Below are 17521 nucleotides of genomic sequence, written 5' to 3'. Positions count from 1 at the left end.
GCCGATGGCCCTCTCGCCGATCGCCCTCTCGCCCGACAGAACCGCCAGTCGGCCTGTAAGCCGGGTTCTGTATGGCGCGGCTTGGTTTCCCCGCCCACGCGCGATGGCCATTCCTCTGGGACGACGCTTGCGCGCCGCCTCTAGCGACCAACCCGGGCGACGACCCGGAGACGGGCCGGGAAATATCGCTATTTCCAGTCGCCCCTATTCGGTCTTGCTCCCGGCGGGGCTTGCCATGCCTCTGACGTCGCCGCCCGAGCGGTGCGCTCTTACCGCACCCTTTCACCCTTACCGCGAGCCCGAGGGTCGCGGCGGTTTGCTTTCTGTGGCGCTTTCCCTGGGGTCGCCCCCGCCGGACGTTATCCGGCGCCGTGTCTCCGTGGAGCCCGGACTTTCCTCTGCCCCGAAGGACAGCAGCCATCCGGCCGACTGGCTGGACAGGGAATAGGGAGCCCGGAGGGGAAGGTCAAGACGCCGCCAAAATGCGCGCGCCGATGCGCCGCAGCGCCGCCGATGTCAGTAAAAACCCTTATAAATCCGCCTTCTGCGCGCCTCTGCGGCGCGGCGCCACGCGGCTTTTCGGGGAAAACAGGGGTCGCCCGCTTGCATGCGACACCACCCTCACGGCAAAAAGGTCTATCATCCGGCCAGTCGGACAATCGGCCGAAGGGGGCCGCAGCGGAGCGAATATCGACGTTGGCGACAGTGGTGAAACAAGACGGCAGACGCGTGGTCGTCTCGGGCATGGGGGCCGTCTCGGCCGCCGGAGTCGGGGCGCTACGCTTGTGGGAGGCGGCCCGCGACGGCCAGTGCCAGGTCCGCCCGCTGAAGCTCGAGCGCCCCTATGGCGGCCGCATCAAGATCGCCGCGCAACCGCCCGATTTCGATCCGCTCGCCTATCTCGAGCCCGAGATCCTGCCCTTTTGCGACCCCTTCACCCAATACGCCATCGTCGCCGCCGACGAGGCGATGGCGCAGGCGCGCTTCGGCCACAAGGACATCGGCGGGCCGCGCACGGCCGTCGTCATCGGCTCCGGCATAGGCGGCGTCAAGACGATCGACGACGAGGCCCATAAGGAATATCAGACCCGCGAGCGCGCCGATCCGCTGACCGTGCCGCGGCTCATCCCCAGCGCGGCGCCGACGATGCTCGGCATGCGCTATTCCTGCAACGGACCGACCTTCGCCATCGCCAGCGCCTGCTCCTCGGCGAGCCAGGCGATCGGCGTCGGCCTGCAGATGATCCGCTCCGGCGCGGTCGATCGCGCCATCGTCGGCGGGGCGGAGGCGGCCGTCATCAATGGCTCGCTGCGCTCCTGGGAGGCGTTGCGCGTGCTGACGCCCGATTGCTGCCGGCCCTTCTCGATCGGACGCAACGGCATTGTGCTCGGCGAGGGCGCGGCGATCTTCGTGCTGGAGACGGAAGCGCTCGCCCGCGCGCGGGGCCACGAGCCTTTGTGCGAGCTCGCCGGCTACGGCACGACCAGCGACGGCTTCGATCCGCTGCGACCCAATGTCGAAGGGCCCTCCTCCGCCATGCGGCAGGCGCTGGCGGACGCCGGGCTCGGGCCGGACGATATCGACTATCTCAACGCCCATGGCACCGGCACCCACGCCAATGACATCGCCGAATCGGAAGCGATATTGCGCGTCTTCGGCGAGCGCGGCGCGCGTCTCCCGGTGTCCTCGACCAAGCCGATCCACGGCCATGCGCTGGGCGCGAGCGGCGCGATGGAGCTCGCCATCACGATTTTCGCGCTGCGCGCGCAGCTCGTCCCGCCGACGATCCATTTCAAGGCGGCGGACCCCAAATGCCCGATCGACCCGGTCCCGAACGAGGCGCGCCGCGTGGCCGTCCGCGCCGCCATGTCGAATTCCTTCGCCTTCGGCGGCATCAATTCGGTGCTGGTGGTGCGGCGGGCCTGACGGCGTTCAGCCGGCGAGAAACCGCTCCACCTCCCGCCAAAAAGCCCCGGGCGCTTCGTCGGCGACAAAATGCCCGCACTCCTCGACGATGACCGAAGAGAGCGCCCTCCCCCGCGGGCGCAGCGCCTCGGCGAGCCGCGTCCCGACGCCATGGCGACCGGCGATCGCCAACACCGGCATGTCGAGCCTACGGTCCGCCAGTCGCTGCACGAGCAGCGCATCCTCCGGGAGCGCGCGATAATAGTCGAAGCCGGCCGTCATGCCGCCGGGCGTCGCATAATGGCGCGCGAATTCCGATATAGCCGCCTCGCTCACCGCGTCTTTGCGAAACGACCACGCCCGAATCTGCGCGGCGATATAATCGCGCTCCCGCCCACGCGTCAGCAGCTCGGGAATCTCGCGCGCCATGTGAAATCCATAGTGCCAGGCGCCGCCGCGCCGCGCGTCCATATTCTCGGTTCCCGGAAGCAGGCAGTCGACGAGAACCAGCCGCTCCACCATCTCCGGATGCAGCAGCGCGAGCACGAAGCCCGCCTTGCCGCCCATGTCATGACCGATCACCTGCGCGCGTCCGCCCGCGGCGCGATCGATGAGCGCGGCGATATCCTCGGCGATGGCGCGCTTGTCATAGCCAGAGGGCGGACGCTCCGACAATCCGACGCCACGCAGATCGGGCGCGATGACGGTGAAGCGGCGCGCGAGGCGCTCCATCGTCGCCCGCCAGGCGAACCATGTCTGCGGCCAGCCATGGAGCAGCACGACCGGCGGCCCCGCCCCCATGACGACATGATGCAGCCGCAGGCCGCCGACCTCGAGAAAGCGGCTCCGCGCCTCCTGCGGCGGCGGCCCCGCCTCCAACCCTTCGGCGCGCGCGAAACCCTGCGCCGCGACCGTTCCGGCGACGGCCAGAAATGCGCGCCTGTCGATCGTCATCGCCTCTCTCCCGATTGAAATCGTCGCCGAAGAGAATTGCCGATCGACCGTCATGCGTCTATCGACAGAGGTTGCAAGATCACCATAACCAATGGTTATGCATGGACACGGCCGCCGCCCTTCGCGCTTTCCTCCGCATCGTCGAGCGCGGCTCGATGACCGCGGCCGCCGCCGATCTCGGCGTGTCGCAGCCGGCCGTCAGCAAGCTCATGCGCAATCTCGAGGCCCATGCCGGCGCGCGCCTCTTGGAGCGTGGCCCGCGCGCGCTACGCCCGACGGCCCAGGGCCTCGCGCTCTATGAGGCCGCTGGCGGCCCGCTCGCGGCCATAGACGCCGCGCTCGAAGCGCTGCGCGGCGAGAACGCCGCCATCCGCGGCGAATTGCGCCTGCACGGCCCGAGCTGCGTCGGCGAGCGCCATTTGTCCCGCATAGCGATGGCGTTTCAGGATGCGCATCCTGCCGTCGCCGTGTCTCTCGCGCTCGACAATCGCGCGGTCGATCTCGTCTTCGAGAATATCGACGTCGCGCTGCGCATGGGCCGGCCGAGCGAGCAATCTCTCATACAAAAACGCATCGGCTTCAGCCGCCGCATTCTCGTCGCCTCGCCCGCCTATCTGGCGCGCGCCGCGCCCTTGCGCGATGTCGCCGATCTTTGCGCGCATGATCTGCTCGTGACCGACGCGTCGCTGCGCAATGGCGCGCTGCGCCTGCGTAAAGGCGAGATCGCGCGAGACATCGCCGTGCGGCCGAAGCTCACGACCAACAGCGCTCAGGTTCTCGTCGATGCGCTGCGGGCCGGACGCGGCGTCGCCACCGCGCAACTGCTGCTCGTCGCCGAAGAGCTACGCAGCGGCGCGCTGATCCGCGTGCTTCCCGACCACGAGATCGAGCCGAGCGAGTTTTTCCTTGTCCACGCGTCGACGAAATTCCTGCGTCCCGTGGTGCGCGCCTTCGTGGATTTCGCCGCGCCGGCGCTGCGCCGCATCGAGGGGATTTTCTAGCGCCGCAAGTCGGATCGCAGCGAGCCGGTCTGCCGCGAGCCGATCCACATGCGCGACAATCCAAATGCGCGACGACGCCGCGGGCGCTATGATCGCGGCCGACATCCGAGACGAGAAAGCGAGACCCCACATGGCCACTGTCACCCTGCTCTCCGACGATGCGCTCTCTTCAGAGGCCCGCGCCGTGTTCGACGATATACGCGCGACGCGCAAAAGCGATTTCATCAATAATTTCTGGCGCGCTCTGGCGCATGATCCGGTCACGCTGAAGCGCACATGGGAAAGCCTGAAGGCGGTGATGGGCCCGGGCGTCCTGGACCCCAAGGTGAAGGAGATGCTCTATATCGCGGTCTCCATCGCGCATGGCTGCTCCTATTGCATTCACTCGCACACGGCGAGCGCGCGCGCCAAGGGCATGACGGAAGCCGAGCTCCACGAGCTATTGGCGATCGTCGGCATGGCCGCGGAGACGAACCGCCTCGTCACCGCGCTCGGCGTGGAGGTGGACGCGGAATATGAGGTGCGGTGAAGCCTTATTATCTCGTGCAGATGGCGGCTTTGCGCAATTCGTCTTCAATTCGCGCTGGCATGCCGACACGGTGAGGCTGGTTCGCGAAGGTCAATCTCGCTCAATACAGAATAGACCACTTCGACAGTAGAGCGCGATACACTTCGGCGCACGCCGGTCGAACATCGTCCACGCTGGATCGCCCTCGGCCGTCATGAAGGACTCGACATGAAGACCGCCAGAGAGCGATAGCAAAATCTCTGGCAGGCGGCCAAACGTCGAAAGTCCGACGACCTCACGACCCACCAGGCGACCAAACGTCGGGGCCCAGAGCTCCTCGGCGCTAAAGCTGCCACATAAAACGGACTGCTCGTCCTCGATTCGCCAACTCCATTCGATCATTAATCCGATTTCGCCTCGAGGTGCGGCCGGACTTCCGTCACGGCGGCAACTCGGCGTCAGATCGCCCAGTTCGAGGAGCAGCGCCGAGCCGTATCCGCGCCAGACGTGCGCGACGGTCATCCCAAGCGTCGCTGCTCGAAAATGTTCGATCCAATCGGTCATGGGGCCAGTATCGCGCAGATCGCCGAGCGCACAAATCATCCAGAGCCGAAGCGTAAGAGTGCCGAGCATATGGATGCGCGCGCGCCGCCATTTTCCATAGCATATCGCGTGCGGAAGACCGATGCGAACGTTATGGTTTTCAGCCAGAGACAAAGCGCCCGTGCGAATGACGTCGAGGATCCATCATGCGCTTTCCCGAGCGGGAAGGTCGCGCCATGAATGGACGTTCGCTCGGCACGGATATCGCGCGGGCGATAGGGGTGGAGGGCCGACCGATTTTCCTGCTAGGATCAAATCGCCATCGTCAGCTATTGCAGGAAATTCTCCTTGGGAGCCGATTGGAGACCGCCGGTCGAGTTCGAGCAGCCAATCCCACGGGCGGTGAAAAAGAGCCCGTGTTATGTCGCTATGCTTCGTATACAGACGTTGCTCTGTTTCGCGGTAGCGATCGGAATGCCCGGGACCACTGCGTATACGAAGTGGCAAGCGAATATTCTGCAAACACGCGGCCTTGCGGCCGAGGGGCATGTGACAGGCGTGTCAGATCACACCAAGCGACGTTCGGCGTTCGTTTCGCTGTCTTATGAGTTTCGTATCGCATCGGGCGAAGCCGTCCAAGGCTGGGACAATGTCGGTCAGAATTATTTTGATCGACTGTCCACTGGATCGCTCGTCGAAATCATCTACGACCCGCAAAAGCCCGAGCGCTCGGCCATTCGTTATCCGGGAATGGAAGAAATTTTCGTCCCCTATCGTTCTTTCGAATTCTCCCTTCCGATAGCCATCGGCGTTCTTGCCGTTTACGGCGTGGGTGTTTGGCTGTGGCGACGTCAATACTCGCAGGAGGCGCGGCTACTGAGGTACGGCGAAGCGGTTCCTGCAATCGTTACGAACGTTCGACGGCGGTCATTCATTGGCGCGTACTGGATTGTTTTCGATTACCGCCTGCGAGACGACGGGCCCAATCATCCAGGGAGAAAGTATAGCATCGATTCCCGCACTGGGTCTGAGCTGGAAGATTATGTTCGCTCGGCGACAGACAAACCCGTCGCACTGGTCGATCCCCTCGATCGCAGCCACAGCCGACTGTACGTGCGGGGATATGGCGCCGCGACGCTCGTCTGAAATGTCATGCATGAGACCGGCATAATTGCTCGAAACGGGAGCGTCCGCAACGGGTCACAGTTCCCCGTTCGCCCTCGGAAACGGCCCAGTGGCGCCAGGACCGGCCATTCGACGCCGGCCGATCTCGAAGACCTTGATCGCAGCGCTCGACACAGAGCGAAATACACTCTCAATCCCCTCCGATCGTGGAGCAGACCGAGTTCGGCGGATAACGCTTGTCCGTGAGATATCGGTTGATTTCAGAAAGCAGCCGAGCTTCGTCGCTCTCACGGGAAAGTTCCTGCGCGACGAAGTCACGATCGCCGAGATTGGCGATAGCCGACAGGAATGCTTTACGGCGCCTGCGCTCGTTATGTGGATTCGAACTCAGCGCCTCCTTCAGCAGGCCGACCAGTTTCGACGCCCAGCGCTTGTCCGCGTAGCATGCGCCTTTGATCCTCGCCAACCGATCGATCGCCCGCGGATCGAGATCGGCGCCGAAGGGAAGAAGATAAGGCGTGGGGTCGACGCCGAGACGCCCGACCGCAGGGAGCAATATTTCTTGCACGGCCCGTCCCCGATCGAGCAGCGCGACGATCTGATCGGCGTAGGGCTCGAGAAGCGCGGGGGCCAATCGAGGGAATGTGTAAGCAGCCCGGCGGGCGGCAGTGTGATCCGGCCCTATCCCATCAGTCGCGATCATCTGAAGCATGTCCGGCATCAGCGCCGCCGTGACGACGGGGTTGTGCTCGAATATTCTATCGAAAGACATGGGCGATCGGATGCGCCGGTCATGCGCGATCCGGCGCAAGACGTCGATCGAGGGTGGAGTCCACTCCTTCATATTGGTCGCGTGCTCGAGCCAATCGTGTATCGGCTTTGCCTGTTGGGGATCGAAGGTCTCGGTCTGCGGCAGGTTCAGCACGGCGAGAGCCTCTCTGGTCATCAAGTCATTGATGCTCTGCCCGCTCGTTGGCTTGGTTTCGACCGACGCCGCGCCGGGAGGCCGCTCGAGTGAAAGACCGAGCCGCGCCAAGGTCCCGTTGAACGAAATCCGATCGATGACGATGCGACGCCTCATGATGTCGAGGCCTTCGCTGTGCATTCCGTCGATGATCGGCCCCCAGATCGCCGGGACCACGGCCACATCGACTCCGACTTCCGTTTGATGGAGGATTTCAGTTGCTTCGCCGCCTTCCCGCCAATGCGCAGTCACGGTTTTGGTGGTCCGTGGAACCACCAGTCGCAGCGGGCTCGGCTCATCATGTGGAAGGAGCGACAAGGTGTCGAATTGGATCGTCAGCTCGGGCGCCTCTCCGGAGTCTCGCGCCGGCAGGACGCAAGTCGCGGTTTCCGACGTCGCGCCGTCAGGCGCGGCGCAGCTTTTTCCGCGTTCGAGCCTGTAGAACGAGCCGGCCGCGGCTCCATCGATCATGACGACCCGCACCCACTCGACCCGACCATAGGTGAGCAGAGCGCGGCATTCGTAACCGCAGGCGTCCGTATCCATGAACGTCCGATCGTAATCGGCGGCGCGGCGACGAATCTCCAGGGACGTGACGCCGATTAGCTCCGGGGGCGCAAAATCAAATCGCTTGAAGGGTATCGAGGCCTCTTCCGCTCGCCTCTGAGCGTCGTATCCGGGGACAATGGCGACGGTCGCCATGATCCCGGCGGAGAGCGCGACGCCTTCCCAGCCCGAGCCGAAGCGCCGACCGGCGACGGCAGGCAAGGCGCAAACGCCGTAGACGAACGCGGTCGCAGCCAAGATGATCGGAAAGCCGAGCCCGAGCGTTAGAAACGCTACTATGACCGCCACGTCGCGAACTGTCATGAGGGCCGCAAGAGCGCCTAGAATGGCAATAATGACAAAGTAAATTAGCAATATCATGCGCGCCTCGAAATCGGCTCTTCGACCTCCCGGCGATGAATAGCCGCGCCATGACAAGGATCTGTTAAATCGGATACGCCGGCCTCGACTTCGATTATCGTCAGGAGGGGCGGCGCCCTGAGCGTGGACCGACCGTTTCCAGTGCGATGCGGAGCGCCACTCGTCCCATTGCCCGATTCCGCAAATGACCGCTTCAGGCTCACAAGCCGAAATTCTCCCCACCTTGACACATCCTGAAAATATTCCTATACCCCTCCCACTCCCGCCCACAAAGGGCGCGTTCCTCGGGTCAGGGGGCGCGGGCGGGAGGCGGCTCCATCCGGGATGGCGACCCCCGTCCTCGGACAGGCAGCGCGTCGCCGGGCGGCGTTCTTCTCCCGTCCATAGGGAGAAACAAGAACCGCTCCGTGATCCCAGGCCGTCGGGCTCGATCGCGTCTTGATCGAGAAATCCCAGGATTCGCGGGTCCGACCAAGCCTCGGGATGTCGACGAGAACGTCAACCGCCTTTCGGGACGCTCCGGAACCAATGCAAAAAATAGCGCTGCGGCCAAAAGGGGCCGGAGCGTCCCGAAACGCCCTTCCCCCCCGCCCGCCGCGCAAGCCGGCGGGACGCTTTCGCGCGACTTGACTATCTTCCTATCATCACCAGAAGCTCTGCGGATCGACATCCACCGCCACGCGCACGCCGCCGCGCTCCTTGGGCGCCGCCGCCAGCATGGCGCGCAGATAGGCCTGCAGATCGGCGCTTTTGGGCGCCTTCACCAGCAGGCGGAAACGATAGCGCCCGCGAATGAGCGAGATGGGCGCCTCGGCCGGGCCGAGCACGGTGATCTCGCCCTCCTCCGGCAGGCCGCCGGCCGGCGCGACGCGATAGCGATCGGTCGAGGGAACCGAATGCGCCGCCCGCGCCAGAGCGCGCGCATGAGTCTCGGCGGCGCCGGCGTCCTTGGCGGAGACGATCAGCGCCGCCAGACGGCCGAAGGGCGGCAGGCCGGCGCGCTCGCGCAGCCGCGTTTCTTGCGCGTAGAACGCCTCGGCCTCGCCGGAGAGGATGGCGCGAATGACCGGATGATCGGCCTGCCAGCTCTGGATCAGCGCGCGACCCGGCTTGTCGCCGCGGCCGGCGCGGCCGGTCACTTGCGCGAGCAGCTGAAAGGTGCGCTCGGCGGCGCGGGGGTCGCCGCTGCCGAGGCCGGAATCGGCGTCCACCACGCCGACCAGCGTGAGGAAAGGGAAATTATGGCCCTTGGCCACCAATTGCGTGCCGATGATGATATCGAAACCGCCGGCCGCGATTTCGGCGAGCTCGCGCCGCAGCCGCTCCTGCCCGCCCGGAAAATCCGAGGAGAGCACCAGCACGCGGGCGTCCGGAAACAGGATCGCGGCCTCTTCGGCCAGCCGCTCGACGCCCGGCCCGCAGGCGGTGAGCGAGTCCTCCTCCCCGCATTCCGGGCAGATGTGCGGGCGGCGCTCGACATGGCCGCAATGATGGCAGACCAGCGCGCGGCGAAAGCGATGCTCGACGAGCCAGGCGTCGCAATTCTCGCAGCGAAAGCGATGGCCGCAGCTGCGGCACAGCGTCAGCGGCGCATAGCCGCGCCGATTGAGGAAGAACAGCGCCTGCTCGCCGCGCGCGATCGTCTCCTGCGCCTCTCTGGCCAGTCGCGGCGCAATCCAGCGTCCGCGCTCCGGCCCTTCGTTGCGCATGTCGATCGCATCGATCTGCGGCATCGGGCGCGCATTGGCGCGGGCGGTGAGCCGCAAATGCGCATAGCGGCCGGTCTGCGCATTGACCCGCGTCTCGATGGAGGGCGTGGCCGAGGCGAGAACGACGGTCGCGCCCTCGAGCCTCGCGCGCACCACCGCCATGTCGCGAGCGTGATATGCGACGCCGTCCTCCTGCTTGTAGGCGGCCTCATGCTCCTCGTCGACGACGATGAGCCGCAGATTTTCGAACGGCAGGAACAGCGCCGAGCGCGCGCCCGCCACCACTTTCACCTCGCCCAGGGCGACGCCGCGCCATAATCTCGCGCGCTTGCGCTCGGAGACGCCGGAATGCCATTCGGCCGGCTTGGCGCCGAAGCGCGCGGCGAAGCGCTCGAGGAATTGCGCGGTGAGCGCGATCTCCGGCATCAGCACCAGCGCCTGGCCGCCGGCGCGCAACGCCTCGGCGATGGCCTCGAAATAGACCTCCGTCTTGCCGGAGCCGGTCACGCCCTCGAGCAGAAACGGACGATAGCCGCCCTGCTCCACCGCGCTGGTCAGCGCCTCGGCCGCCACGCGCTGCTCGGCATGGAGCGAGGCCGGCGCGTGATCGGGATCGAGCGCTGCGGCGACGGGCTCGGGCGGCAGAGCGACGGCCTCGAGCGCGCCCGCGTCGACGAGCGCATCCACGACGCCATTGGAGCAGCCGGCGATGCGGGCGAGCTCGCCCTTGGAAAATGTCAGCCCGCCCTCCGCCGCCGCGATGACGCGCGCCCGCGCCGGCGTCATGCGCTCGGGCGGCGGGCCCTGGAGCCGATAGCCGACGCGGGGCGTCTCGGGCGCGGCCTCCTCCACGGCGCGGGTGGCGAGGCGCAGCGCCATGCCGCGCGGCGCCAGCGTCCAGCGCGCCACCCAATCAACGAAGCCGCGCAGCGTCTCGTCGAGCGGCGGCCGGTCATATTTCGCGATCACGCTCTTGAGATTGCCGGGCCCGGCGGCGCCCGCCGGCGCGACCGACCAGACGACGCCGAAGGATTTGCGCGTCGAGAGCGGGACCTCGACGCAATCGCCGGGCGAAAGACGCAGCGCTGGAGGCGCGAAATAGGAATAGGCGATGTCGACGGCCACCGGCAGCAGGATCTCGACGATCTGCGCGCCTTCCCTCGTGTCCGCATTGCCGCTCATAGGCGCTGTCTTAGCGCGCTTCGCGCCCGACCGAAAACGGTCGAGCGCCCGGAAATCGCGCGAGATCGAAGATTTCGCGGGACGGCGGATGTTTCCGCTGTCCGACGGGCCCGGGACGGCTCAGCGGGCGGCGATCCGCTCCTCCGGCTCGCGGCGCGTCCTGGCGAGCTTTGTCTTCGGCTTCTCGCTGACCGATTTGTCGCTCGCGGGATTATGGCTCGCCGGCTTCCCGGCGGCCGGCGGCGCGCCCACATCGAGCTCGCTGGAGAAATAGCGCGTCAATTCGGAGACGATCATCGACTTCACATCGGCGCCGGCCGCGGTGAGGACGGCTCGATAGCAGCCGCTCGGACGTCCGTAGACGGGGTGCAATTTCTGCTCGTTGAATTCATTGCGCAGCTCGATCGCGATCAGCTTCTTTTCTTCGAGCGATTTGTCGATGACGGCATAGAGACGCGTTCTGGCGTCGGCTTTGTCATAGTCGCATTTGATCGCCTCGGCGCCGAGCTTGTCCATATTCGCCGTGTCGAGCGGCAGGAGATGGAGCAATCGCTCGACTTCCCGCGGCCCCAGGTTTCTCGCGCGCTCGATAATCTCGACCCTGGCGTCGCCGCTCTTCGACCCGCCGAGGTCGGCGTTGATCTCGAAAGCCTTCTGTCCCAGCGCGAGCTTGAAATCGCCGATCTCGACCGACTGCACCTTGGAGAGAAGCTGGAGGATCGTGTCGGGCCGCTCATAGGCGAAGACCCCGGCGGCGGCGCTCGGCGCGCCGAGCGCCGTCACCAGGGCCACGCTCTTGATGAAATCGAAAACGTTCTGGGCAAATTCGGTCATCGCAATGCTCCGTTCTCAATATCGCTCGGCGTTCTATGGCTCGTTTCGAACGCCATGATATTGCGCGACGGGGCGGCGACGATCTGTGTGTCGACGCACAAGTCGATGAACGGCTCGTTAAGAAATCTCCGATGGTCGGCGACCGGAGGCGCGCGGCGTCGGCGCTTGACGCCGAGCCGCCGCAGGGTCTCGCATCCCATTGCGCGCGCGCAGAAGATCGATCTCTTTCGAAAGCGGTCCGCCACGATCGAAAGCGAGCTGCGTCAGCGGCGCGATCAGCGTCTGGCGCGCCTCGCCGCCGAAGGTGAATTGCGTGACGCACATCACCGCTTCGCCCATTTCGAAAATCGAGGTCACGACGCAGTCGGGCGCGAGATCGCCACGATGAACGAGCGATTGCGCCTTGCGGCGCAGAGGCGGACGCATCCTCGCCCGGACCGGAAGATATTGCGACAGATCGCGCCAGCCGCCCTGGGCGCCGCGCGAGACATTGTCCATCTCGAAATCTCCTCTGAATAATATCGCCGTGATCCGACCATCGCCGCCGATCGAGCGTTCGCAATCATAGGGAAAGACCCTGTCACCATCCTGACAGACGCGCGTATCTGCCGGGATTTTTTGGCAATTCGAATGAATTTCGACGTAACGCCAAGGTAATGTGACCCTCGCGTAACTTCCGTGAAAGATTCGCGTGAGGCTTACGTTACGTAATAGTGATTTATGTCGAACAATCGGACAATCCCGCCGGCCGATGCGCCAGCGGCCCTCTCACGCCAGCATGACGGCGGGGTGCTCGATCAGCCGTTTGAATTCCGCGAGCAGGGTCGCGCCGAGCGCGCCATCGACGGCGCGATGATCGACGGAGAGCGTCACGCTCATGATCGTCGCGACGGCGGGCGCGCCATTCTTCGCGACGACGCGCTCCTCGCCGGCGCCGACGGCGAGGATCGTCGCATGCGGCGGATTGATCACCGCGGCGAAAGTCTTGACGCCGAACATTCCGAGATTGGAGACGGCGGTCGAGCCGCCCTCGTATTCATTGGGCTTCAACTTGCGCTCGCGGGCGCGCCGCGCGAGGTCCTTCAGCTCTGTGGCGATCGCGCGAAAGCTCTTGGTCTCGGCGTTGCGCACGATGGGCGTCACCAGCCCGCCCGGAATGGAGACGGCGACCCCGACATCCGACGATTTGTGCTTCAGCATCGCCGTCTGTGTGAAGGTGACATTGGCGTCCGGAACCGTCTGCAACGCCAGCGCCATCGCCTTGACGATGATGTCGTTGACCGAGACCTTCCACTCGGGCTTTCCATCGGCGCCGAGCGGCGCCGCGCTGTTGTAATCCTCGCGCAGCCGCAGCAGCGCGTCGATCTCGCAATCCGTCTGCAGAGTGAAATGCGGAATGCTGCGCACCGCCTCGGTCATGCGCCGCGCGATCGCCTTGCGCATCGAATCATGCGGGATTTCGCTGAAGGAGCCGGGCGCGAACAGTTGACGCACGACCGCGTCCGACATGCCGGCCGGCGCTTCGAGCAGCGGCCCGGACGCCACGGGACGAGGGCCGGCGGCCAGCGCCGCCTTCACATCGCGCTCGACGATTCGGCCATGCGGGCCGGAGCCCTTCATCGCGACGAGATCGAGCCCGCCTTCCTTGGCGAGCCGTCGCGCGAGCGGCGAAGCGAAGATGCGGCCGTCGGCTCCGCCGGGCGCGAGCCGTTCTTCTCCAGAGAGCGCCATGACATCACCTATAGAGAACGGCCTTCGCCGCCGCGATCACATCGGCGACGGAAGGCAGAGCCAGCTTCTCGAGATTGGCGGCGTAGGGCATGGGCACGTCCTTGCCGGTGACGCGCAGCACAGGCGCGTCGAGATAATCGAAGGCCTCCTCCTGCACGCGCGCGGCGATCTCCGCGCCTATGCCGCATTGCGGCCAGCCTTCCTCCACCGCCACGCAGCGGCCGGTCTTCCGCACCGATTCGATGATCGCGGGAACATCCATCGGCCGCAGCGTGCGCAGATCGACGACCTCGGCCTCGATCCCTTCCTTGGCGAGCGCATCGGCCGCCGCGAGACAATGCGAGACGCCGATCGAGAAGGAGACGAGCGTCACATGCGTCCCGGCCCGTGCGATGCGCGCCTTGCCGATCGGGATGAGGAAATCCTCGAGGATGGGCGTGTCCCATTGCTTGCCGTAGAGAATCTCATTCTCGAGGAACACGACGGGGTTCGGATCGCGAATGGCGCTCTTGAGCAGCCCTTTGGCGTCCGAGGCGTTGGAGGGCGCGACCACTTTCAGCCCCGGAACCTGCGAGAACCAGGCCGCATAATCCTGGCTGTGCTGCGCGGCGACGCGGGCGGCGGCGCCATTCGGGCCGCGAAAGACGATGGGGCAATTGATCTGGCCGCCGGACATATAGAGCGTCTTGGCCGCGGAATTGACGATGTGGTCGATCGCCTGCATGGCGAAATTGAAGGTCATGAACTCGCAGATCGGCCGCAGCCCCGCGAAGGCGGCGCCGACGGCGAGGCCGGCGAAGCCATATTCGGTGATCGGCGTGTCGACGACGCGGCGCGGGCCGAACTCCTGCAGCAGGCCCTGCGTGACCTTATAGGCGCCCTGATATTCGGCGACCTCCTCGCCGATGACGAAGACATTCGGGTCGCGGCGCATTTCCTCGGCCATGGCGTCGCGCAACGCCTCGCGCATGGTCATCGGGATGAGCGTCGTGTCGGCGGGAATTTCCGGCGCTGCGACCGCCACCGACTGAGCTTTGGGCGCCGGAGCCGCGGGAACCGCCGTGGGCTTTTCCGGCGCAACGGGCGCGCTCGCCGCCGCGGCCGCCTCTGGCGGAGCGGAAGCCGGAATATCCGGCGCTGTGGCGGGAGCCGAAGTCGGCGCGGCGGCCTCGACGGGGCCGACCTCCTCGCCCTCTTCCGCGATGATGGCGATCGGCGTGTTGACGGCGACATTCTCGGCGCCGCCCGGCACGAGGATGCGCGCGAGCACGCCCTCGTCCACCGCCTCCACCTCCATCGTCGCCTTATCGGTCTCGATCTCGGCGATGATGTCGCCGGCCTTGACCTTGTCGCCTTCGTTCTTCAGCCATTTGGCGAGCTTGCCCTGCTCCATCGTCGGCGATAGCGCGGGCATGAGGACATTCACGGTCATGGATTTATCCGCCGGGTGATAAGGGCGCGCTCTTCCTTCTCCCACTCGTGGGAGAAGGTTGCCTCGCGAAGCGAGGTCGGATGAGGGCTATTGCCGCTGCAACCGTCTCTAAACGTATGTCTCGAACAAGCCGAAAAACCGCGGACCCTCATCCGACCCGGCTGCGCCTGGCCACCTTCTCCCGCGCGCGGGAGAAGGGGAAGAGCGCGATGAGCCCGCCCTTCCCTCATAGAACCACATCCGTCCACAATTCGCTCGGATCGGGCTCTGGATCATTGGTCGCGAAATCGGCGGCCTCGGAGACGATGCGGCGAACGGCGGCGTCGACCTGCTTCAGCTCGTCCTCTGTCGTCCCGCCGGCCAGCAGTCGGGCGCGCACCTGCTCGATCGGATCATGCTCCTCGCGCACGCGCTGCACTTCTTCCTTGGAGCGATATTTGGCCGGATCGGACATCGAATGCCCGCGATAGCGATAGGTCTGCGCCTCGATCAGAAACGGTCCCTTGCCCGAGCGGCACCAGTCGAGCGCCTCGTGAACGGCGGCGGCGACGGCGCGCACGTCCATGCCGTCGATCTGCCGGCCGGGAATGTTGAAAGCCGTGCCGCGCATCGAAAAATTCGCCTGCGCCGAGGAGCGCGCGACCGATGTGCCCATGGCGTAGCGATTGTTCTCGACGATGAAGACGATGGGCAGCTTCCAGAGCTCCGCCATGTTGAAGCTCTCGTAGACCTGGCCCTGATTGGCGGCGCCGTCGCCGAAGAAGGTCAGCGAGACGGAGCCGTCGCCGCGATAGAGATCGGCGAAAGCGAGGCCGACGCCGAGCGGAACGGGCGCGCCGACGATGCCATGGCCGCCATAAAAGTTTTTCTCGCGCGAGAACATATGCATGGAGCCGCCCTTCCCTTTGGAATAGCCGCCCCGACGCCCGGTGAGCTCCGCCATCACATGCCTGGGCTCCATGCCGCAGGCCAGCATATGGCCGTGGTCGCGATAGCCCGTGATGAATTGATCTGTGGATTTCGCCGACATTCGCGCGCCGACGACGACCGCCTCCTGGCCGATGTAGAGATGGCAGAAGCCGCCGATGAGGCCCATGCCATACATTTGGCCGGCCTTCTCCTCGAAACGCCTGATCAGCAGCATCGCCCGATAAGCGGCGAGCTCCTGCTCACGCGAGAAGGCCAGAATCCCGCCCTCGGCCTGCGCGCCTTCGGCCGCGCCGGCGACATCGGCGAATTTCGCGTTTTTGTCCGCTGCCGGCATGGCCGCCCATCCTCGTCGTCTCTGACTCTATCTGGGAGCGTATGAGGCGATGAGCGAGCCCTCGTCCCCTGCCCGCATCGCGACGAGCGCTCCGCCTTCGGCAGAATAGCTCGAGAGCGCGACGAAAACGAGCGGTCTCGCGACGCCGTCCTCAGCGGCGCGCTGGCGGCGGAGGCGGCGTGAGGATGACGATGTCGTTGCGATGGGCGCGGCCGAGCACCATGCGCGCCTCCTCGTCGAGAATATCGGCGTCGACGACGTCGCCACGCACCAGCGCCAGCTTGCGTTCCCATTGCGTGCGCTCGGCCTTCAGGCCGCCGAGCTCGGCGCGCAATTCGGCGATGCGCTGCTCATATTCGACGCCGGCCTTGAGCCCGCGCTGGCCATTGACGCCATGCCAGACAAAATAAGCCGCCACGAGCCCCGCCGCTCCGTAGAGCAGCAGGGGGATCACGAAGGAGCGCAAAACGTGACGAGCGAACATGCCGCCACATTGCGCCGAACAGAGTATAAGCGCCGTTAACGGCCTCGGTCTGGCCGTTTCGGCGCGGGGCCGAACGGAGCGGTCAGCGCCGCCCGCGCGCCACCCGCTCGATCTCTGCGCGCACCAGCCGCTCGACCAGCGGCGGGAGATTGTCGTCGAGCCATTGCTTGAGCATGGGCCGCAACATGTCCTGCGCGTAGCGCTCGATGAGATCGGCCTCGCTGATAACGATGCTGGCCGCCAGAGCCTGGAAATGCGCGCCGATCGACATGGCCGCATCCGTCGAGACGAGCGGCGTGGGCTCGCTGTCATTGGCCGGCTCGATCGGGCGCGGCTCGATCGAGCTCGACTCGGCGAGGCTCGCCATCGCCGACTCCTCATCGTCGACGACCTCGTCCTCGACGTCCTGGACGTAGATCTCCTCCGACGCGGCGACCGGCTCGTCGAGCTTTTCGTCCACGACCTCCTCGGCGGTGTCCTCGGACCAGCGGGTCTGATCCGCCGAATCGGGCGCGCGCGCCGCCGGCTCGGGAGCCGCGCTCGGCCGCAGCCAGAAATCGGCGGGTTTCGCCGGCTCGACCGCAGGGATGGGAGCGGGAGCCGCCGCGACCGGCGCAGGCGCGACCGGCCGGGCGACGATCGGCGCTCGTGCAACGGGCGCAGACGCAACGGGCGCAGGCGGCGCCTCCTCGCGCTGCGGCGGCTCGGCCGGGCGCTTCTCCTTCTCGCGCCTTGCGGCCGGCAAGGCGTCATCGTCGGCGATAATGCGGCGGATCGATGCGAGGATTTCCTCCATCGACGGCTCGTGCGACCGGCGCTCGGCGTCGAGCGCCGGCGCATTGATCGAAGCGTTCACTGCGCTCATGAGATGTGCTGCTTCCCGTCTCGCGGCGACGCCTTCTCGCGATATCGTCGCCGCTCGCTCTTCTCTTCCGCTCGGGTCGAGCGTCGATTCGCA

The 17521-nt window shown here is 65.9% G+C and carries 15 protein-coding genes and 1 other RNA gene; 4 read left to right on the top strand and 12 right to left on the bottom strand.

What is annotated here, in order from left to right:
* Window positions 1-40 precede the first annotated feature (40 nt).
* Window positions 41-433: RNase P RNA component class A (gene rnpB, locus VIF40_RS01950), an RNA gene on the bottom strand.
* Between the two features lie 275 nt (window positions 434-708).
* Between rnpB and VIF40_RS01945 the strand changes: the two genes are divergently transcribed.
* Window positions 709-1926, top strand: coding sequence for a beta-ketoacyl-[acyl-carrier-protein] synthase family protein (locus VIF40_RS01945; protein WP_331935836.1), 1218 nt, complete (start codon window positions 709-711; stop codon window positions 1924-1926).
* Between the two features lie 6 nt (window positions 1927-1932).
* Here the strand turns inward: VIF40_RS01945 and VIF40_RS01940 are convergent, their stop codons facing one another.
* Window positions 1933-2859, bottom strand: a complete 927-nt coding sequence (locus VIF40_RS01940; protein ID WP_331935835.1) for an alpha/beta hydrolase — start codon at window positions 2857-2859, stop codon at window positions 1933-1935.
* Window positions 2860-2960: 101 nt separating this feature from the next.
* Between VIF40_RS01940 and VIF40_RS01935 the strand changes: the two genes are divergently transcribed.
* Window positions 2961-3860: a LysR family transcriptional regulator gene (locus VIF40_RS01935; RefSeq protein WP_331935834.1), complete on the top strand. Its 900-nt coding sequence runs from the start codon at window positions 2961-2963 to the stop codon at window positions 3858-3860.
* Between the two features lie 130 nt (window positions 3861-3990).
* A complete protein-coding gene (locus VIF40_RS01930; RefSeq protein WP_331935833.1) occupies window positions 3991-4389 on the top strand; it encodes a carboxymuconolactone decarboxylase family protein in 399 nt (132 codons plus the stop codon).
* Between the two features lie 90 nt (window positions 4390-4479).
* Here the strand turns inward: VIF40_RS01930 and VIF40_RS01925 are convergent, their stop codons facing one another.
* Window positions 4480-4932 carry a hypothetical protein gene (locus VIF40_RS01925; protein ID WP_331935832.1) on the bottom strand — a complete coding sequence of 151 codons (453 nt, stop codon included), beginning with the start codon at window positions 4930-4932 and terminating at the stop codon, window positions 4480-4482.
* 453 nt (window positions 4933-5385) lie between these two features.
* Between VIF40_RS01925 and VIF40_RS01920 the strand changes: the two genes are divergently transcribed.
* A complete protein-coding gene (locus VIF40_RS01920) occupies window positions 5386-6057 on the top strand; it encodes a hypothetical protein (RefSeq protein ID WP_422656639.1) in 672 nt (223 codons plus the stop codon).
* A 169-nt stretch (window positions 6058-6226) separates the two neighbouring features.
* Here VIF40_RS01920 and VIF40_RS01915 read toward each other — a convergent pair whose 3' ends face one another.
* The 9 genes from VIF40_RS01915 to VIF40_RS01875 form a co-directional block, all read right to left on the bottom strand.
* Window positions 6227-7984, bottom strand: a complete 1758-nt coding sequence (locus VIF40_RS01915; protein ID WP_331935831.1) for a hypothetical protein — start codon at window positions 7982-7984, stop codon at window positions 6227-6229.
* Window positions 7985-8571: 587 nt separating this feature from the next.
* Entirely contained in the window at window positions 8572-10818 is a 2247-nt protein-coding gene (locus VIF40_RS01910) for a primosomal protein N' (RefSeq protein WP_331935830.1), read from the bottom strand.
* Window positions 10819-10938: 120 nt separating this feature from the next.
* Window positions 10939-11652: a hypothetical protein gene (locus VIF40_RS01905; protein ID WP_331935829.1), complete on the bottom strand. Its 714-nt coding sequence runs from the start codon at window positions 11650-11652 to the stop codon at window positions 10939-10941.
* 117 nt (window positions 11653-11769) lie between these two features.
* Complete coding sequence (locus VIF40_RS01900) at window positions 11770-12150, bottom strand: hypothetical protein (RefSeq protein ID WP_331935828.1); 381 nt, start codon at window positions 12148-12150, stop codon at window positions 11770-11772.
* Between the two features lie 270 nt (window positions 12151-12420).
* The gene (locus VIF40_RS01895) at window positions 12421-13383 is read right to left on the bottom strand and encodes a 2-oxo acid dehydrogenase subunit E2 (protein ID WP_331935827.1); all 963 of its coding nucleotides are present in this window, start codon (window positions 13381-13383) and stop codon (window positions 12421-12423) included.
* Window positions 13384-13387: 4 nt separating this feature from the next.
* Entirely contained in the window at window positions 13388-14815 is a 1428-nt protein-coding gene (locus tag VIF40_RS01890; protein ID WP_331935826.1) for a pyruvate dehydrogenase complex E1 component subunit beta, read from the bottom strand.
* 226 nt (window positions 14816-15041) lie between these two features.
* Complete coding sequence (pdhA, locus tag VIF40_RS01885; RefSeq protein WP_331935825.1) at window positions 15042-16079, bottom strand: pyruvate dehydrogenase (acetyl-transferring) E1 component subunit alpha; 1038 nt, start codon at window positions 16077-16079, stop codon at window positions 15042-15044.
* A 151-nt stretch (window positions 16080-16230) separates the two neighbouring features.
* Window positions 16231-16563 carry an FtsB family cell division protein gene (locus tag VIF40_RS01880; protein ID WP_331935824.1) on the bottom strand — a complete coding sequence of 111 codons (333 nt, stop codon included), beginning with the start codon at window positions 16561-16563 and terminating at the stop codon, window positions 16231-16233.
* Window positions 16564-16645: 82 nt separating this feature from the next.
* Window positions 16646-17428, bottom strand: a complete 783-nt coding sequence (locus VIF40_RS01875) for a DUF2497 domain-containing protein (protein ID WP_331935823.1) — start codon at window positions 17426-17428, stop codon at window positions 16646-16648.
* Window positions 17429-17521 lie beyond the last annotated feature (93 nt).

The sequence above is a fragment of the Methylosinus sp. genome, assembly GCF_036560965.1.
Lineage (GTDB): Bacteria > Pseudomonadota > Alphaproteobacteria > Rhizobiales > Beijerinckiaceae > Methylosinus.
This window is presented reverse-complemented; position numbering and strand designations above follow the sequence as displayed.